Source organism: Halobacillus sp. ABH2_015 (assembly GCF_056158945.1).
The window spans coordinates 3,550,371-3,573,100 of the sequence record NZ_JBSWUG010000002.1; the positions used below are offsets into that span (position 1 = coordinate 3,550,371).

Genomic DNA, 22,730 nt, shown 5'->3' on the forward strand with positions numbered 1-22,730 from the left:
CTTGTAAAGAAACAGAGGTTTCTCTACAAGCTGAGACCGGCCTGCTCAGGCCGGTCTTTAGTTATTTGAGGGTTAAATAATCCACTTGGCGGATGTCGGCAATCTCAGAAAGCTGATCAGCTGCCTGCTTATCTATGGCTTTATCGACGGTTAAGACCATGACCGCTTCTCCACCTTCATTCGCACGTCCCACCTGCATCGTTGCAATGTTGACGTCCTGCTCGGCAAGCAGGCTGCCGACACGCCCGATGGCTCCAGGCTGGTCCGTATGGTGAATAACAATCAAATGACCTTCCGGAACGATATCAATGGAATATTGGTCGAGCTGGACGATCCGCGCCCCAAGTCCATTCAAGCGGGTACCGGCTGCACTGCGTGTTTCCTGATCGGTTTCAATTTCCACCGTAATGAGGTTCGTGAAGCCTTTCGTTTTCGTAGACTTCTGCTCATTGATTGTAATGCCTTTATCTGCCGCTGTTTTATAGGCGTTAACATCGTTGACCCGGCTGCCGATGTATCGACCGAGGATACCTTTCACCGCAATTCTCGTCAGCGGCGTCGTATCGATGTCGAGCAGTTCCCCACTGTAGTAGACATTGATTTTTTCAAAGGTGCCTTCTGCAATGCGGGACACAAACGAACCGAGTCGTTCGGAAAGCGTAAAGTATGGCGACAGCTTCTCCATCATTTCGGTAGACACCGAAGGCAGGTTGACCGGATTTCTCACGGTTCCTCCGCGCAGCAGTTCAAGGACGTCGGCACTGACATCGGTCGCCACGTTTTCCTGCGCTTCCACGGTACTTGCACCGAGGTGAGGAGTGGCAATCACTTCAGGCAGGGACAGCAGCGGATGCTCCGTAGCCGGTTCTTCTTCAAATACATCGAGAGCCGCTCCCGCAATTTTCCCGGATTTAACTGCTTCATATAAAGCATTCTCTTCCACGATTCCTCCGCGGGCACAGTTCAAAATACGGGCACCGTCTTTCATGAGTGCAATCGCTTCTTCATTAATCAAGTGCTTCGTTTTTTCAATCAGCGGCGTATGTACAGTCAGGAAATCCGCCTGCTGGAGTACTTCTTCCAGTGTACCGTGGGTGACGCCTGCCTTCTGTGCTTTTTCTTCATTAAGAAAAGGATCGAAGGCAACGACTTTCATGCGGTGCCCTTTGGCGCGCTGGGCCACCTCGCGGCCGATCCTTCCGAAGCCTACAATTCCAAGCACTTTATCCTTCAGCTCCACACCGACGAATTTCTTGCGTTCCCAGCGTTTCTGCTGAAGCTGGTGATACGCCTGCGGGATGTTGCGGGCCAGAGACATGAGCATCGCCATGGTGTGTTCGGCTGTGGAAATCGTATTGCCATCCGGGGCGTTCACGACAATCACACCATTGTCGGTGGCCGCATCCAAATCGATGTTATCAACACCGACACCGGCACGGCCGATGATTTTCAGGTGGGTTCCATGTTCAATGACTTCACGCGTTACCTGCGTCTGGCTGCGGACAATCAATGCTTCTGCGGAGCCGACCGCTTCCAACAGTTCCTCATGGGACAAGGACGTTTCCTTAATGATTTCGATATCATCCGCTTCACGGAGCGGTTTAATGCCTTCCTCACTCAATGGATCACTAATTAACACTCGGTGCATGGATTAATCCTCCCTTGTAAAATCGAGGTACGCCGCCTGAGCTGCTGCTGTACCCGCACCCGGTTCAAACGTATGACCAAGGCGCTTCAGAATGATTTCGATAATGCCGATATACTGCAGAACATTGGCCGGACGGGAGTACCCCATGTGACCGACACGGAAGATTTCGCCCTTCAGCTGTTTCTGTCCGCCGGCAAGCTGCAGGCCGAATTCTTCTCTTGCCAGTTTTCTCAACTGCTCGGCTTCGAACGTTTCCGGCCGGACGGAGGTGACCGTCGTGGATGCCTCTCCATCGGAAACGAGCAGGGGAATCTGAAGAGCCTGAAACGCTTCACGTGTCATCTGCTTCATTAATGCATGACGTTCATACACTTTTTCCAACGTTTCTTCCTCTAAAAGACGCAGCGCTTCCTGCAGGCCGAACAGCAGGGAAAGAGCAGGAGTGTACGGGGTCTGACCGGCCATCAGCTGCTTACGGTAGACGCGCAGATCCAAATAAAAACGCGGCCTCGGATTCTGATCGATGACTGTCCAGGCAGCATCCGCTACGGCAACAAACGCAAGACCCGCCGGGAGCATCATCGCCTTTTGCGAACCTGAGACTAAGATATCGATTCCAGAGGCGTCCATATTCAAACCAGCGCCGCCGATCGAAGAGACACCATCAACAATAACAAGCGCCTCACTGACTTCCTTCACTTTTTCAGCGACGGCCTCCACCGGGTGCATGACTCCGGTCGATGTTTCACAGTGCGTCACGAATACAGCCTTGATATCAGGGTTCTCCTGGAGGGCCTGTGTCACCTGATCGACCTTTACAGCCTCTCCCCATGTGACATCGAGGCGGTGGACATTCAATTCATAGGTTTGACAAATCTGGGCAAAACGATCACCGAACGCACCGGCCACAACGACAAGCACTTCATCTCCCGGCTGGGTGACATTGACGACAGCAGATTCCAGCGCGGACGTCCCGCTTCCTGTTATAACGAGAACGTCACCGGATGTACCGAAGACCGGCTTCAACCTCGGGGCGATGTCCTGCATCAATTCCTTGCATTTTTCTCCTCTGTGTCCAATCATCGGCTGACTCATACTGCGGTCCACACTCGGCGGGATCGGCGTCGGTCCCGGAGTATGAAGCAAATCCCATTCACGCTTCATTCGACTTGTACCTCCTATTTATTCAATGCTCTCTTTTCATCTTTTAGACGCGTTAAAACGTTAGAAAAGAATTGGATATTCTATAATCCTATCAGAAGTAAACCCGATGTCAATGTAATGGGAATATTCTGTTTAAAGCAGGATAAGCCGGTGTTTTCCCGCGTATGCCAAAGGATTAGACAAAAATAGACTTTGCTTTTTTTCTTATTTATTTGTATAATTCAAAAAGTAATTATTTTTAGAAAATTTAAACTATAGGGGGAGTCACTTTGAGAAAACATCTGTTGGTGCTTTTCGGATTGATGTTTGTGCTTGTACTGGCAGCGTGCAGCGGCGGGGACAGCGAAACATCTTCTGAATCAGGGGAAGGTAATGAGGAAACATCAGAAGGAACAGAAGAAAGCAGTGCTTCGGGAGAACAGGAAATCACGATTACATCAAAAAGTGAGATCCCAAGCATGGACCCGTCCTTGATTACGGATTCTGTCGGATTCCAATGGGCAGGGGAAACCTACGAGGGACTTTACCGACTCGATGAAAACAGCCAGCTTGTCAACGGAATGGCGGAAAGCTCTGAAGTGAGCGAAGACGGCCTGACGTGGACATTCAACCTGCGTGACGCCGAATGGTCAAACGGCGACCCGGTTACCGCTGACGATTTCGTTTATGCGTGGAGAAGAGCGGTTGATCCGGAAGTGGGATCCGAGTACGGTCCATACTTCCTTGGTGGCATCATTAAAAATGCAACTGAAATCAGCAACGGGGAAGCTTCTCTGGAAGACCTCGGAGCAACAGCTGTCGATGATAAAACGCTTGAAGTCGAACTGGAAAAGCCGGTTCCTTACTTTGAGTCCATGACGGTCTTCATCACGTTCATGCCGCTCAATCAGGAGTATGTTGAAGAACAAGGGGACAAGTTCGCAACAGAAGCGGAATATACCATTTCCAACGGACCGTTCGAAATGACTGAATGGAGCCACGGCGAAGGCTGGTCCATCGAAAAGAGCGATTCCTACTGGGATAACGAAACGGTGCAGCTTGAGAAAATCAATGCCAAAGTCGTAAAAGAAGTTTCCACCGGTGTGAACCTTTATGAGTCCGGTGAAATTGATCAGACAGAATTGAACGCGGAATTTGTCGACCAGTATCGTACGAACGAAGCGTTCAACGTCGTCGAAAAACCATACTTATATTTCTTCAAGTTCAATCAGGAAAATAACGAGGCGCTAGCCAATGTAAACGTACGTAAGGCCATTTCCTACGGGATCGACCGTCAAGGTCTTGTCGATGTTATCCTGAATGACGGATCTGTTCCGGCAGAAGGTTATGTCCCATCCAACTTCGTGTCCATGCCGGACAGTGAGGAAGATTTCCGCGAGGCACAAGGGTCACTTGTAGAATCCAATGTTGAGAAAGCAAAAGAGCACTGGAGCAAGGCGCTTGAGGAACTCGGTACAGATTCTGTTGAAATCGAGCTGCTGGGTGATGATACAGGGACATCCAAAGATGCCCTTGCGTATTACAAAGGACAGCTTGAGGAAAACCTGGACGGCCTGACGATCAAGCTTCTGGAAGTACCATTTAAGGAACGTGTCCGCCGTGATAACAATTCCGAATTCGAAATCGAAGCGGCTACGTGGGGACCGGACTACGTGGACCCGAACACGTACTTGAACATGTATTTGACAGATGGTCAGAACAACAACATGGCGTACTCCAGCGAAGAGTATGACAGCTTAATTGACAAAGCCAATTCAGAGTATGCCCAGGATCCGGCGAAGCGTTTTGAAACCTTCCTGGAAGCCGAGAAGCTGCTTCTTGAAGAAGATCAGGCCGTGGCTCCTATTTATCAGGATGCCAAAGCACAGCTGTTCCGCCCGTCCATTAAAGGCGTTTATTCTACAGCAACAGGCCCTGAATTCGAATTCAAGTGGGCTTACGTTGAAGAGTAATAGATATCATAGAGAAAGCAGGAGCAATAAGCTCCTGCTTTTTTATATGTAGATAACTCCCATTTACCCCAACGCCTCCAGTCTTCCTTATTCAAGTAAAATGCTTTCGATTACGGTAAGTGGACGTCTCCCTACACGTATACAACACATCGTTCAGGGTTCCTGTCATGACCCGTACGGCATGTTCTTGTAAAACAAGGATCGTTTAGAAACTTCATATCCTTCATCATTTGGTGAAGTCACGAGGAGCGTTCGGTGGTGACGCCTGCGGGAACAGCACAGGTCGAAGATCCACTTGGGCAGGTGTTCTTTCTGCCCAAGTTAGCTGAGGCCGTGCCCGCGGCAAGCATCCACCGATAAGCGGAACGTGACCGTTCACCCAAATGGTGGTCAAGGTTCCTCACTCACCAGCTTGAAAGGCAGGAGCCATAAGCTCCTGCTTTTTTACTTTCATTTACACCCTCCCTCTTGAAATACGGGTGACTCCCGCTGTATAGTCTAAGGATAACGAGAAAAGGGGTGGTGTCATGAAACGCCATTACATCCGAGGCTTGTATTATATGGCAGGCCTTTTCATTATGACCGCCGGTATTGCCTTGACGATTCAATCCTCCCTCGGTACCTCTCCTTTTGACGCCCTTCTTGTAGGACTGCACCGGACATTCGGATTGACAATCGGCAGCTGGGAAATTGTTGTCGGCCTGACGATGATCCTGTTTAATGCGGCGGCATCGAAGAAAAAACCGGAACTTTTCGCTGTCATCACCTCGCTGATGACAGGGGCAGGGATTGATTTCTGGGTGTTTCTTCTAAGAGAATCCATCCAGCCGGAAACAGCAGCCGTACAGTTTATCTGCCTGATCAGCGGCATGATCATTGCCGGTTTCGGGATTGCGATGAACCTTCAGGCAGATTTTGCACCGAATCCCTTCGACCGGATGATGCTTGTGATTAAGGATTTAACAGGATGGAACGTTTCGATATCGAGAGCCTTCATCAGCATCATTCTTGTCATTCTGGCGGCCTTGTTCGGAGGAGCGGTGGGAATCGGCACCGTGATCATTACCATTTTCAGCGGGTATATCATTAACATCTTTATGAAGATGATCGACCAGTTCGACCAGCGTACCTTCCAGGCCGCTCCACTGAGAGAATCGTAACGTTACGATTCTCTCAGCACCAATGCTTCCTGAGGACCGAAAAATTCATAGTGCATCGCATCCTCCTTCACACCCCACTCGGTCAGACTCCTGTACACCGCTGTCATAAACCCCTTCGGTCCGCAGAAATAAAATTCAGCATCTTTCGGAACCGTACGCTGAAGGATATCCAAATCAACGAAGCCCCGCTCATGAAACGCGTCCAAGCGGATATCTTCTTCTGTCGGCTGTTCATAAACGAAGCAGGACTTCTCTTTCAGCATATCTTCTTTGAATGCGTGCACCCTGCCGTTCCTAGCCGCATGAATAACATAAATATCCCGTTCAGGCTGCCGTGCTGCAGCTTCCTTCTGCATGCTCATCAATGGAGTCAATCCTGCCCCTCCGCTGATCAGAACGAGCGGACGTTTACGGTCATCCAGGTGGAAATCACCGGCCGGAACGCTTACTGGAAGCGTATCTCCAACATTCACATGGTCATGCAGCCACGTTGAAACGATTCCGGCCGGAACATCCTCGGATCCTGCCTCACGTTTGACGGTGATTCTGAAATGATCACTGCCCGGAGCATCAGATAAGCTGTACTGACGAAGATGATCATAGGACTCTCCTTCGATCTCAGCTTTCACCGTAATGTATTGACCAGCTTTGTAACGGGGCAGTGGGCGCTCATCTTCCGGCTCCAGGTAAAAGGACGTCATTTCATCACTTTCCTTCACTTTATCAACGACCTGCATCAACCTCCAGTCTGACCAGCCACCTTTCTGATCCTCCGCTGCTTCATATAAATCTTTTTCAACATCGATGAAAACACCTGCAATGACACCATAAGCCTCTCCCCAGGCTTCAATAACTTCATCCGTCGCCTGCTCGCCAAGCACTTCCTTCATCGCTTTCAGCAGATATTCACCAACAATGGGGTAATGTTCCGGCTGAACATTCAAGCTTCGATGCTTTTCCGCAACTGTTCTGACCTGAGGAAGCACCTCGCCAAGGTTTTCGATATGAAGAGCTGCCATGTAAACCATATTTGCCAGGGCTCTCGGCTGATCTCCCGCCCGTTGGTGGGTCTGGTTGAAGATATTTCTAAGCTCCGGATAATTTTCAAAAAGTCGTTTGTAAAACAAGGTCGTAATCGTCTCTCCATGCTCCTCCAGCACAGGAACCGTTGCCTTAATAATCCGTACCGTTCTTTCATCAAGTGGATGTTTAACGTGATTGGTCATCATTCAAACCCCTTTAAAAGATGTATTTTATATACACCTTTATTGTATCGAAAGATAATTCTTCTGCAACGTCTTTTCCACAAAAAGATTTGACAATTCGAAGGCAGTCTTCTCTCCGCTTTTCATAGAAATGCATGTGGTATGATAAAAGAAATAGAAAACAAGAAGGGGTGCCGGACATGCAGCTAAAGAAATATACGGATTATGCCCTGAGGGTACTGATGTTTGCCGGGTCCAAGGAAGACGGTGCCCTGGCGAACAAAAAGGAAATTTCCGAGGTGTTTCATATATCTGAAAACCATCTGGGGAAAATCATTCATGAATTGAGCAGGCTCGGTCTGATTGAAACGATCCGGGGAAGAGCTGGAGGAATTCGTCTGGCTGAAGAACCGAAAGATATAAATATTGGAAGCGTCGTACGGGCGATGGAGGATAATTTACATCTGTTGGAGTGCTTTGACTGTGGATCGGATTACTGCGTCCTTACACCGGCGTGCCGGCTGAAACGTGCCCTGCACGAAGCTCTGGCCGCATTCTTTCAAGTGCTGGACAGCTATACACTGGCGGACTTACTGGATAATCGGGGAGAACTGCAGAAGCTGATGGGGCTGGCCTGAACATAAAAAAACCGTGAAGTCTATAAAAGACTTCACGGTTTTTAGTAACGCTGCTATTACTCAGTAGAGTAAGGAAGCAGGGCCATTTGACGAGAGCGTTTGATCGCTTTTGTCAATTTACGCTGATATTTAGCAGAAGTTCCAGTTACTCGACGAGGAAGAATTTTTCCACGGTCAGAGACGAAACGTTTCAGCAAATCAACATCTTTATAGTCGATGTGTGTGATTCCGTTAGCTGTGAAGAAACACACCTTTTTACGTTTTCCGCGTCCACGACGTGCCATGTAGCATTCACTCCTTTCTGATTAAAATGGTAGATCGTCGTCTGATATATCGATGGGTTCGCCATTATCTGCGAATGGATCATCGTTTCGTTGATTATTATTATTGGAACCGAAGTTGTTTCCTGATGGTTGATTCTGATTTGGCTGGTATCCTGAACCTCCACGGTTTCCTCCGCCCTGCGAAGAACCACCCTTGGATTCAAGGAATTGTACGCTGTCTGCAACGACTTCGGTTACAAACACACGCTTGCCTTCCTGATTGTCGAAACTGCGGGACTGTAGACGTCCGTCCACTCCGACAAGACTGCCTTTACTCATGAAATTCGCAAGGTTCTCCGCTGCTCTTCTCCAAACGACACAGTTGATGAAATCGGCATCGCGATCTCCCTGATTGTTTGAGAACGGGCGGTTCACAGCGATCGTAAAGTTGGCGACAGCTACTCCGTTTGGCGTATAGCGTAAATCAGGATCCTTCGTCAATCTGCCGGCTAGTACGACACGATTTAACACCAGAATCACTCCTTATTTGTCATCTTCGCGTACTGCGATGTGGCGGATAATATCATCCGTGAACTTCGCCTGACGGTCGAATTCATTGATCGCTTCACGTGTACCGTTGAAATCAACTGTTACGTAGATTCCATCACGGTGGTCGTTAATTTCGTAAGCAAGACGGCGCTTGCCTAGTTCTTTAACTTCCTGGATCTCCGCTCCGTTATCTGTAAGGATTTTGCTGAAACGATCTTTGACAGACGTTTTCGCTTCCTCCTCGATATCTGGGCGGATGATATACATGATTTCGTATTTTCTATTCATCCGTTTTCACCTCCTTATGGACTTAACGGCTCCTTTTTCGTAAAGAGGAGCAAGGAGTAATTCGTTTAATTACTCACAATATAGTATTGTAACAAACTTGTCCCCACTTTACAACCTTTTGCGGAAGGTTCCCCGTTTATACGTTGAAACGGAAATGGATGACGTCGCCGTCTTTGACCAGATATTCTTTTCCTTCAAGGCGGACACGGCCGCGGTCACGAGCAACGCCCATTGTTCCAGCATCAACCAGATCCTCATAGGACACTGTCTCAGCACGGATGAAGCCGCGCTCGAAGTCCGTGTGAATGATACCGGCCGCCTGTGGAGCGGTCATGCCTTCCTTAAAGGTCCAGGCGCGCACTTCCTGTTCGCCGGCAGTAAAATATGTCGCCAGGCCGAGCAGGTTGTAGGTCGCTTTGATCAATTGATCAAGACCGGATTCCTCGATTCCAAGATCGTCCAGGAATTCGTCCTTTTCATCGCCATCAAGCTCAGCGATTTCAGACTCGATTTTTGCACAGACGACAATGACTTCTGCGTTCTCTTTAGCCGCAAATTCACGGATCTGCTTCACTTTGTCATTGTCACCTTCGCCAATTTCATCTTCACTTACGTTAGCCACATAGAGGATAGGCTTGGAAGTTAAAAGATGGAGACCTTTCACGACTTTTTCCTGATCGGTGCTGAATTCGACAGCGCGGGCGGGTGTTTCAGCTTCCAATGCTTCCTTCAGCTTTTCAAGAACGGCATATTCAGCAACGGCGTCCTTGTCCTTCTGACGGGCAAGCTTAGCTACACGGTCCAGACGCTTCGAAACCGTCTCAAGGTCGGCTAGGATCAGTTCGAGGTTGATCGTTTCGATATCGGTAATCGGATCGACCTGACCGGAAACGTGGGTGATGTTTTCATCTTCGAATGCGCGTACAACGTGGCAGATCGCATCCACCTGGCGGATATGGGAGAGGAACTGGTTGCCGAGACCTTCCCCTTTACTTGCGCCTTTGACGATGCCGGCGATATCAGTAAACTCAAATGCGGTCGGAACAGTTTTCTTAGGGTTCACGAGCTCGGTCAGCTTTTCCAGCCGCGAATCCGGTACTTCCACGATCCCGACGTTCGGATCTATTGTGGCGAACGGATAGTTGGCGGATAAAGCGCCTGCCTGTGTAATTGCGTTAAACAACGTAGATTTCCCTACGTTCGGTAAACCTACGATTCCAGCTGTTAGTGCCATATGAGACTTTCACTCCTTAAGGATTTACATACATGCATGTTAGTCCACTTTATTATAGATTCTGTACTTGAAAATAACAACCTGCGCCGTCCCGTCCTTACGGGGAAAAGCACAGCCCAAAAGTCCATTTTCCACTATAACAAATTCACCCTTTGCAAAGAAACAGACCGAATAATGGAAGTTTGTCCTTTTTTTCCTCTTTCCATAAAAAAACCTCCCCTGTCAAAGGGAAGGCTTTCGTTCATTCACTCGGTTCCAACACTTTTTTCATCTTCGTTTCAAACTTCCGGCGCGGGACGAGGACACTGTGTCCGCAGCCTTCACATTTGATCCGGATATCCGCCCCCATGCGGATGATTTTCCAGCGGTTCTCGCCGCAGGGGTGCGGTTTTTTCATCTCCACCACATCATTGAGTTGATAGGATTTCTCTGCCATAACTGTGCTCCTCCTTATTGATCGACCGCTTCATTCTCGTTCTCGTTATGCCGGGAATACATGACCATACGAGGAAACGGAATTTCAATGCCTTCCTGATTCAGCCGGTTTTTCACTTCTTTACGGATCACCCGTGCCACCGCCCAGTGCTCCATCGGGTTAACCTCAGCGATCACACGCATCACGACTTCCGATGCTCCGAGGTTCTGAACACCAAGGAGTTCCGGCATAGTGATGATTTCCTCATAACGTTCCGGCAGTTCCTCAAGCAGTTTTGAAATGACCTGCTCGGCCCGCTCGATGTCCTCCTCATAGGCCACTTTCACATCGACGACCGCCACACTGTTGTGCATGGAATAGTTGGTCACCTGAGTTACATTGCCGTTCGGCAGAATATGGACTTCGCCTGTCCATGCTTTCACCTTACACGTCCGGAGACCGACTTCTTCGACGAAGCCTTCGACACCGGAGGTCTGGATATAGTCGCCGACGGAAAACTGATCTTCAAAGATAATGAAGAAGCCGGAAATCACGTCGCGCACAAGGTTCTGGGCCCCGAAGCCGATCGCAAGGCCTGCTACACCGGCACCGGCAAGGAGTGCAGCGATGTTGATCGTCAGCGTCTCCAAAATCATAATAAAGGCAACAAAGTAGACGACATAGGACAACGCATTGACGACCAGCTTGTTCAGCGTCGCTTCCCGGCGCTGGGTAATTTGAAATGGCCCCCTGCGTTTATTCGCAAAAAACTGCGCAATCAAACCGCGCCCGATCCGGATAATCAGCAGAGACAGCACAATGATCATAATGATCTTCAACGCGCCGATTCCGTAACTCCACCAAATCTCCGGATCTTTGACATAACTGACAAGTTCCTCCCACTGTGTTTTGGCATCCTCCACAGCTTTCGTTGGCTCACTCACCGCTTTCCCTCCTGTACGTCTATGAATATGACATTCATTTTAACAGGTTTTCAGCGAATTTTGAATCTGGAAAGAACGGGGTATAAAAGAAGGGCAAGGAGCACGTATAAATTCAGGATGCCGTACAGCGGATACAAGTATTCAATTAACGTGGAGAAACCGAAAGAAGTGAAAGGAAGCATGATGGCAATCACCATCATCGCCAGAATCCAGAGCGGCTGCCGGACGTAATCCCGGAACCTTGTGACGAGCCCGAGTGTGCCGGAGGCCGCGGTGGTGAAAATGGCAATCCAGAGCATCACCGACATGAAGATCATCATTTCGTACGGATAATGTTTAAGAATCGCGAAAAGGGGGATTTCATACAAAATGATGTCTTCTGCAATTTGGATCAGACTGTTGTTATAGAGATAGGAAACGACTCCGAGGACCACACCGCTTCCGATACTGGCCACCCAGATCTCTCCTTTGCGTCTGACCTGGTTGCCGATCGCCCCGAGGACAGCAATCAAAGGCAGGATGTTCAGTGCGGTAAACGGAAACGCCGCCAGCCAGTTGCTCATCTCATGCACATGGCCGAAAAGGGACAGGTCCTGATCTTTGATGAATAAGATGAGGACGAATAACAGACCTGCAATCAGCAGCGGCAGAACAAAGCTGTTCACGACGACGATCCCTTTGACGTCCCATACAAACAGGAGAATAAGCGGAATGATAATCAGAACGACCCCGAACTTATAAGAGAAGTTGAAGGCCTGCAGAGTCGCTCCACTGCCTGCCAGCATAATGACCGTCGTCGTAAACAGATAGACGATGATCATCCAGTCATATACGCCGGTCAGACGACGGCCGACGACCGCGCGGAGGACAGGGAGATAATGGCCGCTTTCCAGCTTGAAACTGATCGACAAAATCACCCAGCAGCAGAAGATGAACATAATCGAAAACAAGAGGATGGCCAGACTGCTGTCATCACCAAAAAACTGCCACAGCTCTCTTCCGGAAGCATAGCCGGCCCCTATCATCGTTCCGACAATCAAAAACATCCACTTACAACCCGCTTTTATCATGACCGTTCCTCCACATCTATGTATTTGCGACGTATAGAACCAAGGACAACCTTATATACTGTTACTACTATGTGTCTGGAGGAGAAGCTATGAATTTCAAGGACAAGTTTTCCAAAGAAGAGAAACGCGTCAGCACTGAAGACCCGGCCATGAGTGATCAGCTTGCCGACTATTTGAATGACTGGCTTCCCCCGTCGAAGGACATTGTCGTCGCCTGTATCGGAACCGACCGTTCCACGGGAGATTCCTTCGGTCCGCTCGTCGGGTCGATGCTTCACGATCAATTACTGGATACCTTCCATATATATGGCACACTGGAAGAACCGCTTCACGCCCTGAACCTGAAAGAACGGCTGTCTGCCATCCACCGGGAACATGTAAACCCGTACATTCTCGCTGTTGACGCCTGCCTCGGCAAATCTTCCTCTGTTGGTTCCGTTGTTCTCGGTAAAGGGTCCTTGAACCCGGGCTCCGCATTAAAAAAGGACCTGCCCCCGGTAGGGCAGATCCATATCAGCGGGATGGTCAATGTCAGTGGATTCATGGAGCATGTCGTCCTGCAGAACACACGGCTTCACGTCGTCATGCAGATGGCGGCTAAAGTGGCCGCAGCCATTCAGATGACCGAAGCGAAGCGGAAGAAAACAAGCATGGAGACACGGCCGTTCCAGGCGTTCACAACGTCCCGGCCGGTCATTCACAAACGGATCCAGTAACATTAAAACCACTGGTAGACCCAGAGAATCACTCCAACCATCAGCAGCGAAGGCAGCAGGTTGGCTGTGCGGATTTTGGTTATATTCAGCATATTCAGCCCGATGGCTGTGATCAGCAGACCGCCGGCTGCCGTCATTTCCACGATGAATTGATCCAGGATCGCTTCCGGCACCCAGGCATTGATCTGCGTCGCCAGGAGGGCGATGCCTCCTTCATATAACACAACGGGTACGACGGAAAACAACACGCCGAATCCGAGCGTCGAGGTCAGGACGAGCGCCACAAATCCGTCGATGATCCCTTTAGTGATCAGCACTTCATGGTCCTGGCGCAGACCACTATCCAGGGCACCCAGAACCGCCAGCGCCCCGATGACGAAAATAAGGGAGGCGGTGATGAATCCTTGTGCGATCCGTGTTTCCTGACCCGGGCGGCTGAATTTTTCCTCCAGCCACCGGCCTGTGGACTGCAGCTTTTCCTCAAGAGAAGCTGCCTCCCCGATCAAGCCGCCGAGCAGCAGACTAAGCAGAACGATGACGATGTTTTCTGTTTCGAACGCCATCTGCAGCCCGATCAAAAGAACGGCAAGACCGATCCCGTTCATGACCGTTTCCTTAAACCGCTCAGGGATTTTTGTGAAAAATAGACCAAGCCCTGTACCTACAGCGATACAGAGTCCATTGACGAGGGCTCCTGTTAAAACCATCGGCTTTCGACCTCCTCACACAAAAATAAACCAGAGACCCTGAGGCCCCTGGTCTGTACGCGTTACTCCTGGAACATATCGAGAATTCTCTCCAAATCCGCTTCATTGGTGAATTCGATCTCAATTTTCCCTTTCCGACGGCCTTTTTGGATTTTCACAGCCGTACCGAGCCGGTTTCTCAGATCGGTTTCGCGCTCCTTCAAAAACACATCGGCCGGTTTCGGCTGCTTTTTATCTTTCGCACGTGTCTGGTTCTTTTCGTGGATCAGCCGCTCCACCTGCCGGACATTGAGGGATTCTTTGACGATCCGGCCGGCGAGTGTAATCTGCTCCGACCGGTCTTTCAACCCGAGCAGAGCCCGTCCATGGCCCATGGAGAGGCTGCCGGATTCGATCAGCTCGATCACTTCCTGTGGAAGCGACAAAAGACGGATGAGATTGGCAATGTGCGAGCGGCTTTTCCCGAGTCGTTTGGACAGAATTTCCTGCGTGACGTTCAGTTCCTTGATCAGCTTTTCATAGGAACGGGCTTCCTCCACCGGGGAGAGATCTTCACGCTGCAGGTTCTCCAGCAGAGCCAGCTCCATCATTTCCTCATCCGTCAGATTCTTGACGATGGCAGGAACCGTCTCCAGCTCCGCCTGCCTGGCTGCCCGCAGACGGCGCTCACCAGCAATAATCTCATAGCCTTTGATGCTTTTCCGGACAATTAAAGGCTGGAGGATACCGTGGGTTTCAATCGACTGCTGAAGTCCGTCAAGGGCCTCTTGATCGAACTGTCTGCGGGGCTGGTACGGGTTCGGCCGGCATGCGCCCACAGACACATCAATCAGTTCATCATCCTCCATGGAGCCGGTAATCAGAGAATCCAGCCCTCTACCTAACCCTCTCACCATTTGTAATCACTTCCTTTGCTAATTCTAAATAGACTTCTGCTCCTCTTGATTTCGGATCATACAGGATTGCCGGACGTCCGTGGCTGGGAGCTTCGCTCAACCGGACATTACGGGGGATGATCGATTGATAGACCTTATCCTGGAAATATTTTTTCACTTCTTCGATCACCTGGATGCCGAGGTTGGTCCTGGCATCGAGCATCGTCAGCAGGACCCCTTCAATCATCAGCTGCTTATTTAAATGCTTCTGGACAAGCCGGATGGTGTTCAACAACTGGCTCAATCCTTCAAGCGCATAATATTCACACTGGACTGGAATTAATACCGTATCAGAAGCGGTCAGGGCGTTCAACGTCAAAAGGCCTAAAGAGGGCGGACAGTCAATAATGATATAGTCGTAATCCGCTTTCAATTGATCCATGGACTTTTTCAACTGCGCTTCTCTTGAAATCGTCCGCACCAGTTCAATTTCTGCACCGGCAAGCTGGATGGTGGCGGGGATGGCATCGAGGTTCTGCACGAGCGTTTCCGTCCGGACCTTGTCCGCCTTCACATCATCGATGAGAACGTTGTAGATGCATTGATCCACTTCCCCCTTTTCCACACCTATCCCGCTCGTGGCGTTTCCCTGCGGGTCGATATCAACTAAAAGGACTTTATGATGGAGATAAGCCAAGCATGCACTTAAATTGACGGCTGTCGTCGTTTTACCGACGCCGCCCTTTTGATTTGCGATGGAAATCACTTTCCCCATGGTGTCACCTGCCTCTGTTTTAGTATAATTCTACCATTTCCCCCGGAAAATAGGCGGAACAGCTTAAAAAAAGCCCCATCTCCACTAAAAAAGTCAAGATGGGTACGGGACGTTATGATTTTTTCTTCGGAATTTTAATGGTGATTTGATAATAATCATCATGATCCTGCTCGTCTGTTTCCAGATCGATTCCGGTATCTGTCACCATATTCAACGACTGGCGGATCGTATTCATCGCAATCCGCATATCCTTGTTCACCCCTTTGAGGGTAGGTTTCTTTTTCTTCGGTTTTGGATCGGAAAGCTTGGCAATCCGTTCCTCCGTCTGCTTCACGTTCAGCTGCTTTTCAATGATTTCCTTCAGTACCTGTTCCTGTACTTCCGGATCCTTTAACGCGATCAGGGCACGGGCGTGACGCTCCGTAATCTGCTTGTCCATGATGGCCTGCTGGACGGATTCCGGCAGCTTCAGAAGCCGGATTTTGTTCGCAATGGTCGACTGGCTTTTACCGAGACGCTGAGCCAGGGCCTCCTGTGTCAGTTGATGAAGCTCAATCAGCTTCGCATAGGCGAGCGCTTCTTCAATGACGGTTAATTCCTCCCGCTGCAGGTTCTCAATCAAGGCCACCGACGCCGTCTGGGAGTCATTCATATCACGGATGATCGCCGGTACGGTCTCCCATCCGAGTGACTGGACAGCGCGCCACCGGCGTTCACCGGCAATCAATTCATATTCTTCTTCATTTAACCGACGGAGAACGATCGGCTGAATCATCCCATGCGTATGTATCGTCTGGGCAAGTTCGCTGATCTTCTCGCTGTTAAAAATCGCTCGTGGCTGATAGCGGTTAGGCTGTACACGATCTACGGGAACCTGTACAACTTCATCGGGACTGTAGCCTTGTTCCTCATTGTTGTCATTATCCGATTCCGGTTTGTCCCCAAGCCCGAATAAACGACCAAAAGGATGTAACACGATCAGACACCACCTTTATACGATCAAGCATACGCCTTTATTATTAAGAATGAAAGGAATGGTTTGAAACATAAAAAGCGCCGCAGGCTGTAGACGCTGCTGCGCACACGTATGCCGTTTTCTTTTCTCTCATTATTTTATCACATTTATACAGGGAAAAGTATCTTGATGAACGAAGATTTTACATCCTTCCCCTGTCGAAACCGGCGGGATCCTTGAAAATCCGTGCCGGTTTGATGCGTTTTTCCCTTTCTCTCCCTATGACAGATTTCGTCGATAAATTTTGTTCTATGCCTGTGCCTCGCAAAAAAACGCCTGAAAGCAGGCGCTTTTGTTTCACATGGAACGTCGCTGTGATCCACGAACGAGTCCGTACACGTCAATATCCTTGAATTCCCCTCTATGAAGCATATCCTCCTTCAAGGTTCCTTCGTAAGTGAGACCGGCTTTTTGCATGACGCGCGTAGAGGCCGGGTTGTCGGAAATCGCTGCAGCCCAGATACGGTGCAGGCCGATGTCCTCCAAACCGAACCGGACGACCCGCCGGGCTGCTTCGGATCCATAGCCGTGTCCCCAGTAGGGCCGGCCGATCCAATAGGCGAGTTCGCCTTTTTGGTGTGCCTCATCGATACGGAGCGTCATCGTCCCCAGCAGTCCATCATCTTTCTTCTGCTTTACGGAAAAAGGAAAAGCTTTCTTTTCCTCCATCCAGGAATCATGGGAAGCGATCCATTCCTTCGCGTGTTCGATCGTATAGGGATGGGGAACGAATGTCGTTGCCGCCACTTCCGGATCTCCCGCGAGTTCTGCCGTTTTCTCTATTAGATCTTCTGTAAAAGGCTCTAACATCAGACGTTCTGTTCTCAAAAGCCATGTCATACATCTCATCCTCCTGCTTTCCCTTTTCTGGACAGGAGACTGGAATTCCTTTTATTAACATCGAATTTCATAATAAAAAAGCTGGCTTAGTGGAAACATGAGCACAAATGGACAAGGAATAGCAGCATAACCAATTTTATGAGAGCAGGTGTCCGTATGGAAATTCAACCGTCCTATAAGGCGGGAGATGTCGTATATGTCATCTACCGCAATCCACACACGTATGATGTGGCGAATGTACAAGAAGCAGCCGTCGTCAATAATCCGGAACAGCCGGGCGAACTGGCTCTGTTTTTGTACGAAACGTATTTTCCACTCGACGAAAACATCGCTGTGTATGCTTCCGAAGGCGAAGCGGAAAGGGCCTATTACGATGCCTTCGGCGGCGGGGCTGAATCGGAGGGACAGCTGTGGTAAAGCCATTCGTACCAGAACTTGTTTATATTGAACCCCGGGCCCTGGAATACCCCTTAGGCCGGGAATTAAAGGAAAAATTCGAAGACATGGGAATTGAAATCCGGGAAACCACCTCCCATAACCAGGTCCGGAACCTGCCGGGGGAAAATGATTTCCAAAAGTACCGGATAGCCAAATCCACCCTTGTCGTCGGTGTAAGAAAAACATTGAAATTTGATACGTCCAAGCCGTCAGCAGAATATGCCATCCCTCTTGCGACAGGCTGTATGGGCCACTGCCATTATTGTTACCTGCAGACGACGATGGGCAGCAAGCCGTATATCCGTACGTATGTGAACGTCGATGAAGTGCTCGACTCTGCGGAGCAGTACATGAAGGAGCGGGCACCGGAAATGACCCGCTTTGAAGCCTCCTGTACGTCTGACATTGTCGGCGTCGATCACTTGACTCATTCCTTGAAACGGGCGATCGAATATTTCGGGCAGTCTGAATACGGTCAGCTCCGGTTCGTGACAAAATTCGCGCATGTGGATCACCTGTTGGATGCGAAGCATAACGGACGCACACGGTTCCGCTTCAGTATGAATGCTGATTATGTCATTAAATATTTGGAGCCGGGCACATCAAGGCTCGATGACCGTATCGGTGCCGCCGTGAAAGTGGCCGAAGCCGGTTACCCGCTGGGCTTCATCATCGCCCCGATCTATCTGTATGAAGATTGGAAGGCAGGGTACAAAGAGTTGTTTGAAAAACTTCAGGACAGACTCCCGGACCACGCTGTACAGGATCTGACGTTTGAACTGATCCAGCACCGGTTTACAAAACCGGCCAAACGCGTCATTCAGAAAAACTATCCGATGACAAAACTTGAAATGGACGAAGAGAAACGCAAATACAAATGGGGGCGCTATGGCATCGGAAAGTACGTCTACCAAAAAGATGAACAGGAAGAGATGAAGAATGTCCTCGGCGGCTACATTGCCAAATACTTCCCTGAAGCAAGCCTTGAATATTTCACGTGAAACAAAAAAGGCCTCCATCCAGAGGCCTTTTTTTGTTTCACATTCAAATCAGGAGAAGATGCCGTATTCGGTAATTTCCACATCGACGGTGAACTGGATATCCATATCCGGATAAAGATCCTCCCACCGTTTTTCATCAAAGTGTCTCGTTCTCGTTTTAGCAAAATGACCGAGACCAAGCGGATCAATGCCTTCCTTCTTGAACAATTCGATCATCTCCCCGGCATTCGTCTTGAAATACTCCACAAATGCATCTTCCATTTCTTTTGCAAGCTTCGGCGACGGCTTTTCCTCCACCCCGACCATTTCATTCACTTCCGATTCCAATTTCACGTGGATGTCCACACCGGGGTTTTCCGGCGTGCCCGTCAGTTTGTAATCCACTGTCGAACCGATATTATCCAGCATGATGGTTCCATTTTGAAAAGGGAGGTCCTGCATTCCCCTCGCGAAATTCTCTTTCATCATTTTGAATGTAAAGACTTTCGCATCCGAGAGCGTGGTTACGACTTTTCCCTTATCGAAAAAAGCAATGCCGGAGACTTCTACAAACGTCTCCTTTTTCGACAAAATCGGGAGATAGGGATCCATACCAATCGCAAAGTAGGCATATAAAAATTCGTGCAGGCTTGTCGATGGAAAGTTGTGATGGACATTATTCTCAATCAATCCCTGCAGGTGCTTGGACGTTGTCTCATCCTGTGTGTATCCATTCTCAATCAAGTCCTGCGTCTGTCCATCCACAATACCGAGATACATGTTCCGGCTTAGACGGGCGTCCCTGCTCAGCACGTCTATGACGTCGGAAATGCCTTCCTGAGCCAGCTCCATGCTGTACAACGTGACTGCCAGTTTTCCGATGGAAATCGGTTTGGAGGATTGTTTCTGGATTTCCTTCTCCACATCCTTGATGGAGTTGGCATCAACGGTTAAGTAAAGCTCAGAGGCGGCGGTTTTCTTCTCACTTTTGCCGTACTGGGGGATGGATACAGTCCCTTTAATCCTTCCTTTATCGCCGCCTTTATCATAGCCGGATATTTGGACGATGGCATTTTCTTCAACGCTCTTGCTGGGTACACAACCTGTGAAAAGAAAGAAGCTGCTGATCAAAACCAGTACGTTCCACTTAATTTTCATATCGCTTCCTCACTTTGTCCGAGATCATTTTTAATAGAAGAAGAACCGGGATGTAAAGCAGGACGTAAAAACCGACCGTGCCGGCAAAATTGTTAATGGCGTTGATCGGGTCGCGGCCTGCAACTAAAGCGACGGGAAAGAACAGGGAGATACAGACAACTCTTAAAAAGTGAATCTGCTTCACAGGGAAGATTCTTTTCATTACACGCGTCGCCCCCCAGATGCCGATACAGATGTTGGGCAGGATCACATACAGCCACATCGCAATCCCTACATATTCAAAACGTTCGATAAAAGGAAATTCGACAATCTTCCATGTCGAAATCGTCCCCCATACGACCTGTTTCAACTGTTCCTCACTAAAATAGACAAACGTGACGAGGACACTGATGAAATAAAGCATCGTCGTGTAAAACACGGCAAAGTGGGCCCATTTTTTCGATTTAGCCGGGTTTTTGATAAAGGGATAGAAGATCAATAGAAATTCAAGGCCCAGAAAGCTGAGCGCACTCTGCTTTGCTGCGGCAAGAATCTGACCGGGGCTGTGGTTGATATTCGGATAGATGTTCATCGTGTGTCCTGCCTGAATCGGGAAAAATTTCAGCAGCAGAATCGGCAGCCCGATCACGACGCTGATGAGTGCAATCCCGGTAATCACCCGGAACCCACCGGAAACGATGTAGTAGACGAGGCCGATCATGACAAAAGCAAAAATCCAGACCTGGAGCCCGGGGAACATCCACACCTTGATCACTTCAATAAACGTAATCATGACATCAAATGACAACAGCAGCGCGTAAGCCGCAAAGAGAAGACTTAGAAAACCGCCGATATATTTCCCGAACACCTGCTTATGGATATGGACGATATCTCCGCCTCCATTTTGAAGGAGACGGTACATCATCCATACGAGGATGTGCAGAAATACGCCTGCAGCCAGTACCGATATCCAGGCATCAAACCCGGCTTTTTCCACTAAGTACCGCTCAAACCCGAGAATTCCGATTCCCACCTGCATCGTAAAAATGATGAAAAAGACATAAAAGGGGCTCACCAGATAGTTTTCCGATATGTTCAATCCTTGGTTTTCATTTAATTTATTCATCAATATCCCTCTTTGCTTTCGCCCTGTCTTCATTCATACGCTTTGGGTCTTCGGATCTCATCAATACCGGACGGTCCACCTGTTTGGTAAAAGGCAGGCGGATAAAGGCATCTTTCAAATCTTTGAACCGGAGCGGATACAACGGTTCAAAAAATGGACGACCGATAGACTGGAGCTTGATCAAATGGCCGATAAAGAAAACCATACACATCGACACCCCGACGAGTCCCCAGAGCTGCGCACCCATTAAAAACGGAAAGCGGATCAGCCGGATCGTGTTACCAATTTGATAGACCGGCGTCGTAAAGGAAGCAAGGGCGCTCAGTGCGACGATGATCAGGAGTACATTACTCGTCAATCCGGCATCAACAGCTGCGGTACCGATTACGATACCACCTACGATACCGATGGTCTGCCCGATTTTCGTTGGAAGCCGTGCTCCCGCTTCCCGGAGGAGTTCAATCGTCAATTCAAGGATGATCACTTCAAGGATCGGCGGAAAAGGGATGTCGGACCTTGACGAAACAATGGTAGCCATCAACTCAGGGGGAATCATCTCGAAATGATACGTCAGAACAGCGACATATAAAGGTGTGCTGAGAACGGAAAAGATAACGGCAAATAAGCGGATCAGCCGGAACACGGAAGCCAGATGCCACGGTAGAAAGTAATCATCCGAGGCCCCGAAAAACTCGACGACCGTTGTCGGACACGTGAGGGCGTGAGGTGATCCATCGACTAAAATGGCTACTTTTCCTTCAACAAGGCTTGAGACGACCCTGTCCGGCCTTTCCGTATCAAGCAGCTGGGGAAAGGGAGAATGATTGTTATCAGCAATCATCTGTGTGACGAACGAGCTGTCGATCAACTGGTCATACTCGATATCCTGGAGTCTTTGAATGACGGTTTCAACGTTATCCTGATCCGCTATCCCGTCTACGTAAACGACAGCGGTCCGGGTGCTCGTCATTTTGCCCACCTGCAGTTCTTTCACGGTCAGCTGCGGAAGCGGCAGTCGTTTCCGGATCAGATTGATGTTGGTATTGATCGTTTCCACAAATGCTTCCTTCGGCCCGACAACACTGAATTCGACTTCCGGTATGCTCACATCTCTCGATTCCAAGGAAACCGCCGGAACGAGGAGCACCTGTTCCATAGAGGATTTCACTTGGATCATAATGTAACCGAACATCACTTTCGTCTGGATCACTTTCAGATCATCAGTAATCAGAACGTTCTCAACAGGAATCGTCTCTTTGATTTCCTTCAATCCGTGCAGGGCATGACTGTTCAACGTGGTGAGCACAGAACGGTTCAAAATTTTCGAATCGCTCATCGTCTTCAAGTAGGAAACGGTACATCGGGTCATTCCGTCGAGTTCAAATTGAATGAAATCCTCGGAATGACCCAGCACTTCAATAAATTCAGGCAGCGTGTCGCTCTGGTTATACGACGGCTTCTGCCCGCCCTGCTTTTTTTTGTTTTTCCGCATCCATTTCCACATGATGAGCTCCTTACGTTAAGTCTGACTTCTTCTCTCTTATCATCCGCACCTCGTAATAATTTATACTCAAGCGGACAGGATAAGGGG

24 protein-coding genes are annotated in these 22,730 nt (G+C 49.2%); 6 read left to right on the plus strand and 18 right to left on the minus strand.

The window, feature by feature from the left end:
• Window positions 1-61: 61 nt before the first annotated feature.
• Both serA and ACXAD6_RS18285 read right to left on the minus strand, forming a co-directional pair.
• Window positions 62-1,648 (minus strand): phosphoglycerate dehydrogenase, encoded by a 1,587-nt coding sequence (serA, locus tag ACXAD6_RS18280; protein ID WP_474970128.1) that lies wholly within the window; start codon window positions 1,646-1,648, stop codon window positions 62-64.
• Between the two features lie 3 nt (window positions 1,649-1,651).
• On the minus strand, window positions 1,652-2,812 hold the full coding sequence (locus ACXAD6_RS18285) for a pyridoxal-phosphate-dependent aminotransferase family protein (protein ID WP_474970129.1): 1,161 nt from the start codon (window positions 2,810-2,812) through the stop codon (window positions 1,652-1,654).
• Window positions 2,813-3,114: 302 nt separating this feature from the next.
• Between ACXAD6_RS18285 and ACXAD6_RS18290 the strand changes: the two genes are divergently transcribed.
• Together ACXAD6_RS18290 and ACXAD6_RS18295 are read left to right on the plus strand one after the other, a co-directional pair.
• Window positions 3,115-4,764, plus strand: a complete 1,650-nt coding sequence (locus ACXAD6_RS18290) for a peptide ABC transporter substrate-binding protein (RefSeq protein WP_474970460.1) — start codon at window positions 3,115-3,117, stop codon at window positions 4,762-4,764.
• A 527-nt stretch (window positions 4,765-5,291) separates the two neighbouring features.
• On the plus strand, window positions 5,292-5,924 hold the full coding sequence (locus tag ACXAD6_RS18295; protein WP_474970130.1) for a YczE/YyaS/YitT family protein: 633 nt from the start codon (window positions 5,292-5,294) through the stop codon (window positions 5,922-5,924).
• 2 nt (window positions 5,925-5,926) lie between these two features.
• On the opposite strand, the gene hmpA is transcribed toward ACXAD6_RS18295, so the two are convergent.
• Window positions 5,927-7,150 (minus strand): NO-inducible flavohemoprotein, encoded by a 1,224-nt coding sequence (gene hmpA / locus ACXAD6_RS18300; protein ID WP_474970131.1) that lies wholly within the window; start codon window positions 7,148-7,150, stop codon window positions 5,927-5,929.
• A gap of 179 nt (window positions 7,151-7,329) precedes the next feature.
• On the opposite strand from hmpA, the gene ACXAD6_RS18305 reads away from it, so the two are divergent.
• Complete coding sequence (locus ACXAD6_RS18305; RefSeq protein WP_474970132.1) at window positions 7,330-7,767, plus strand: Rrf2 family transcriptional regulator; 438 nt, start codon at window positions 7,330-7,332, stop codon at window positions 7,765-7,767.
• Window positions 7,768-7,823: 56 nt separating this feature from the next.
• Here the strand turns inward: ACXAD6_RS18305 and rpsR are convergent, their stop codons facing one another.
• The 7 genes from rpsR to ACXAD6_RS18340 form a co-directional block, all read right to left on the minus strand.
• Window positions 7,824-8,051, minus strand: a complete 228-nt coding sequence (rpsR, locus tag ACXAD6_RS18310; protein ID WP_027955890.1) for a 30S ribosomal protein S18 — start codon at window positions 8,049-8,051, stop codon at window positions 7,824-7,826.
• 21 nt (window positions 8,052-8,072) lie between these two features.
• Complete coding sequence (gene ssb / locus ACXAD6_RS18315) at window positions 8,073-8,561, minus strand: single-stranded DNA-binding protein (protein ID WP_027955889.1); 489 nt, start codon at window positions 8,559-8,561, stop codon at window positions 8,073-8,075.
• 12 nt (window positions 8,562-8,573) lie between these two features.
• Window positions 8,574-8,867, minus strand: a complete 294-nt coding sequence (rpsF, locus tag ACXAD6_RS18320; RefSeq protein WP_027955888.1) for a 30S ribosomal protein S6 — start codon at window positions 8,865-8,867, stop codon at window positions 8,574-8,576.
• Window positions 8,868-9,003: 136 nt separating this feature from the next.
• Entirely contained in the window at window positions 9,004-10,101 is a 1,098-nt protein-coding gene (gene ychF / locus ACXAD6_RS18325) for a redox-regulated ATPase YchF (protein ID WP_474970133.1), read from the minus strand.
• A 241-nt stretch (window positions 10,102-10,342) separates the two neighbouring features.
• Window positions 10,343-10,537, minus strand: coding sequence for a DUF951 domain-containing protein (locus tag ACXAD6_RS18330; protein WP_474970134.1), 195 nt, complete (start codon window positions 10,535-10,537; stop codon window positions 10,343-10,345).
• Between the two features lie 14 nt (window positions 10,538-10,551).
• On the minus strand, window positions 10,552-11,460 hold the full coding sequence (locus ACXAD6_RS18335) for a mechanosensitive ion channel family protein (protein WP_474970135.1): 909 nt from the start codon (window positions 11,458-11,460) through the stop codon (window positions 10,552-10,554).
• Window positions 11,461-11,510: 50 nt separating this feature from the next.
• Complete coding sequence (locus tag ACXAD6_RS18340; RefSeq protein ID WP_474970136.1) at window positions 11,511-12,530, minus strand: YkvI family membrane protein; 1,020 nt, start codon at window positions 12,528-12,530, stop codon at window positions 11,511-11,513.
• An 89-nt stretch (window positions 12,531-12,619) separates the two neighbouring features.
• Here ACXAD6_RS18340 and yyaC point away from each other — a divergent pair, with 89 nt between their 5' ends.
• Window positions 12,620-13,246 carry a spore protease YyaC gene (yyaC, locus tag ACXAD6_RS18345; protein WP_474970137.1) on the plus strand — a complete coding sequence of 209 codons (627 nt, stop codon included), beginning with the start codon at window positions 12,620-12,622 and terminating at the stop codon, window positions 13,244-13,246.
• A 2-nt stretch (window positions 13,247-13,248) separates the two neighbouring features.
• Here the strand turns inward: yyaC and ACXAD6_RS18350 are convergent, their stop codons facing one another.
• The 5 genes from ACXAD6_RS18350 to ACXAD6_RS18370 all read right to left on the minus strand — a co-directional run bounded on the left by ACXAD6_RS18350 (window position 13,249) and on the right by ACXAD6_RS18370 (window position 17,458).
• Window positions 13,249-13,953: a DUF554 domain-containing protein gene (locus ACXAD6_RS18350; RefSeq protein WP_474970138.1), complete on the minus strand. Its 705-nt coding sequence runs from the start codon at window positions 13,951-13,953 to the stop codon at window positions 13,249-13,251.
• A 62-nt stretch (window positions 13,954-14,015) separates the two neighbouring features.
• Complete coding sequence (locus ACXAD6_RS18355) at window positions 14,016-14,849, minus strand: ParB/RepB/Spo0J family partition protein (protein ID WP_474970139.1); 834 nt, start codon at window positions 14,847-14,849, stop codon at window positions 14,016-14,018.
• Window positions 14,830-15,603, minus strand: coding sequence for a ParA family protein (locus tag ACXAD6_RS18360; RefSeq protein ID WP_027955880.1), 774 nt, complete (start codon window positions 15,601-15,603; stop codon window positions 14,830-14,832). The genes ACXAD6_RS18355 and ACXAD6_RS18360 overlap by 20 nt, the downstream gene beginning before the upstream one ends.
• 112 nt (window positions 15,604-15,715) lie before the next feature.
• On the minus strand, window positions 15,716-16,579 hold the full coding sequence (gene noc / locus ACXAD6_RS18365; RefSeq protein ID WP_474970140.1) for a nucleoid occlusion protein: 864 nt from the start codon (window positions 16,577-16,579) through the stop codon (window positions 15,716-15,718).
• Between the two features lie 336 nt (window positions 16,580-16,915).
• Entirely contained in the window at window positions 16,916-17,458 is a 543-nt protein-coding gene (locus ACXAD6_RS18370) for a GNAT family N-acetyltransferase (protein WP_474970141.1), read from the minus strand.
• A 156-nt stretch (window positions 17,459-17,614) separates the two neighbouring features.
• Between ACXAD6_RS18370 and ACXAD6_RS18375 the strand changes: the two genes are divergently transcribed.
• Window positions 17,615-17,875 carry a transcriptional regulator SplA domain-containing protein gene (locus ACXAD6_RS18375; protein WP_474970142.1) on the plus strand — a complete coding sequence of 87 codons (261 nt, stop codon included), beginning with the start codon at window positions 17,615-17,617 and terminating at the stop codon, window positions 17,873-17,875.
• Entirely contained in the window at window positions 17,869-18,897 is a 1,029-nt protein-coding gene (splB, locus tag ACXAD6_RS18380; RefSeq protein ID WP_474970143.1) for a spore photoproduct lyase, read from the plus strand. Before ACXAD6_RS18375 ends, splB begins: the two co-directional genes overlap by 7 nt.
• A 48-nt stretch (window positions 18,898-18,945) precedes the next feature.
• Here the strand turns inward: splB and ACXAD6_RS18385 are convergent, their stop codons facing one another.
• From ACXAD6_RS18385 to ACXAD6_RS18395, 3 genes are read right to left on the minus strand one after another with little or no spacing between them, the layout of a single operon-like run.
• On the minus strand, window positions 18,946-20,034 hold the full coding sequence (locus ACXAD6_RS18385) for a Ger(x)C family spore germination protein (protein ID WP_474970144.1): 1,089 nt from the start codon (window positions 20,032-20,034) through the stop codon (window positions 18,946-18,948).
• Window positions 20,024-21,139: a GerAB/ArcD/ProY family transporter gene (locus ACXAD6_RS18390; RefSeq protein WP_474970145.1), complete on the minus strand. Its 1,116-nt coding sequence runs from the start codon at window positions 21,137-21,139 to the stop codon at window positions 20,024-20,026. Before ACXAD6_RS18390 ends, ACXAD6_RS18385 begins: the two co-directional genes overlap by 11 nt.
• Window positions 21,132-22,643 carry a spore germination protein gene (locus tag ACXAD6_RS18395; RefSeq protein ID WP_474970146.1) on the minus strand — a complete coding sequence of 504 codons (1,512 nt, stop codon included), beginning with the start codon at window positions 22,641-22,643 and terminating at the stop codon, window positions 21,132-21,134. The genes ACXAD6_RS18390 and ACXAD6_RS18395 overlap by 8 nt, the downstream gene beginning before the upstream one ends.
• Window positions 22,644-22,730: the final 87 nt, after the last annotated feature.

Coding starts and splice junctions, on each gene's coding strand:
- serA (WP_474970128.1), bottom strand. CDS start 1,648: ATGCACCGAGTGTTAATTAGTGATCCATTGAGTGAGGAAGGCATTAAA.
- ACXAD6_RS18285 (WP_474970129.1), bottom strand. CDS start 2,812: ATGAAGCGTGAATGGGATTTGCTTCATACTCCGGGACCGACGCCGATC.
- ACXAD6_RS18290 (WP_474970460.1), top strand. CDS start 3,115: ATGTTTGTGCTTGTACTGGCAGCGTGCAGCGGCGGGGACAGCGAAACA.
- ACXAD6_RS18295 (WP_474970130.1), top strand. CDS start 5,292: ATGAAACGCCATTACATCCGAGGCTTGTATTATATGGCAGGCCTTTTC.
- hmpA (WP_474970131.1), bottom strand. CDS start 7,150: ATGACCAATCACGTTAAACATCCACTTGATGAAAGAACGGTACGGATT.
- ACXAD6_RS18305 (WP_474970132.1), top strand. CDS start 7,330: ATGCAGCTAAAGAAATATACGGATTATGCCCTGAGGGTACTGATGTTT.
- rpsR (WP_027955890.1), bottom strand. CDS start 8,051: ATGGCACGTCGTGGACGCGGAAAACGTAAAAAGGTGTGTTTCTTCACA.
- rpsF (WP_027955888.1), bottom strand. CDS start 8,867: ATGAATAGAAAATACGAAATCATGTATATCATCCGCCCAGATATCGAG.
- ychF (WP_474970133.1), bottom strand. CDS start 10,101: ATGGCACTAACAGCTGGAATCGTAGGTTTACCGAACGTAGGGAAATCT.
- ACXAD6_RS18330 (WP_474970134.1), bottom strand. CDS start 10,537: ATGGCAGAGAAATCCTATCAACTCAATGATGTGGTGGAGATGAAAAAA.
- ACXAD6_RS18340 (WP_474970136.1), bottom strand. CDS start 12,530: ATGATAAAAGCGGGTTGTAAGTGGATGTTTTTGATTGTCGGAACGATG.
- yyaC (WP_474970137.1), top strand. CDS start 12,620: ATGAATTTCAAGGACAAGTTTTCCAAAGAAGAGAAACGCGTCAGCACT.
- ACXAD6_RS18350 (WP_474970138.1), bottom strand. CDS start 13,953: ATGGTTTTAACAGGAGCCCTCGTCAATGGACTCTGTATCGCTGTAGGT.
- ACXAD6_RS18355 (WP_474970139.1), bottom strand. CDS start 14,849: ATGGTGAGAGGGTTAGGTAGAGGGCTGGATTCTCTGATTACCGGCTCC.
- ACXAD6_RS18360 (WP_027955880.1), bottom strand. CDS start 15,603: ATGGGGAAAGTGATTTCCATCGCAAATCAAAAGGGCGGCGTCGGTAAA.
- ACXAD6_RS18370 (WP_474970141.1), bottom strand. CDS start 17,458: ATGACATGGCTTTTGAGAACAGAACGTCTGATGTTAGAGCCTTTTACA.
- ACXAD6_RS18375 (WP_474970142.1), top strand. CDS start 17,615: ATGGAAATTCAACCGTCCTATAAGGCGGGAGATGTCGTATATGTCATC.
- ACXAD6_RS18385 (WP_474970144.1), bottom strand. CDS start 20,034: ATGAAAATTAAGTGGAACGTACTGGTTTTGATCAGCAGCTTCTTTCTT.
- ACXAD6_RS18390 (WP_474970145.1), bottom strand. CDS start 21,139: ATGAATAAATTAAATGAAAACCAAGGATTGAACATATCGGAAAACTAT.
- ACXAD6_RS18395 (WP_474970146.1), bottom strand. CDS start 22,643: ATGTGGAAATGGATGCGGAAAAACAAAAAAAAGCAGGGCGGGCAGAAG.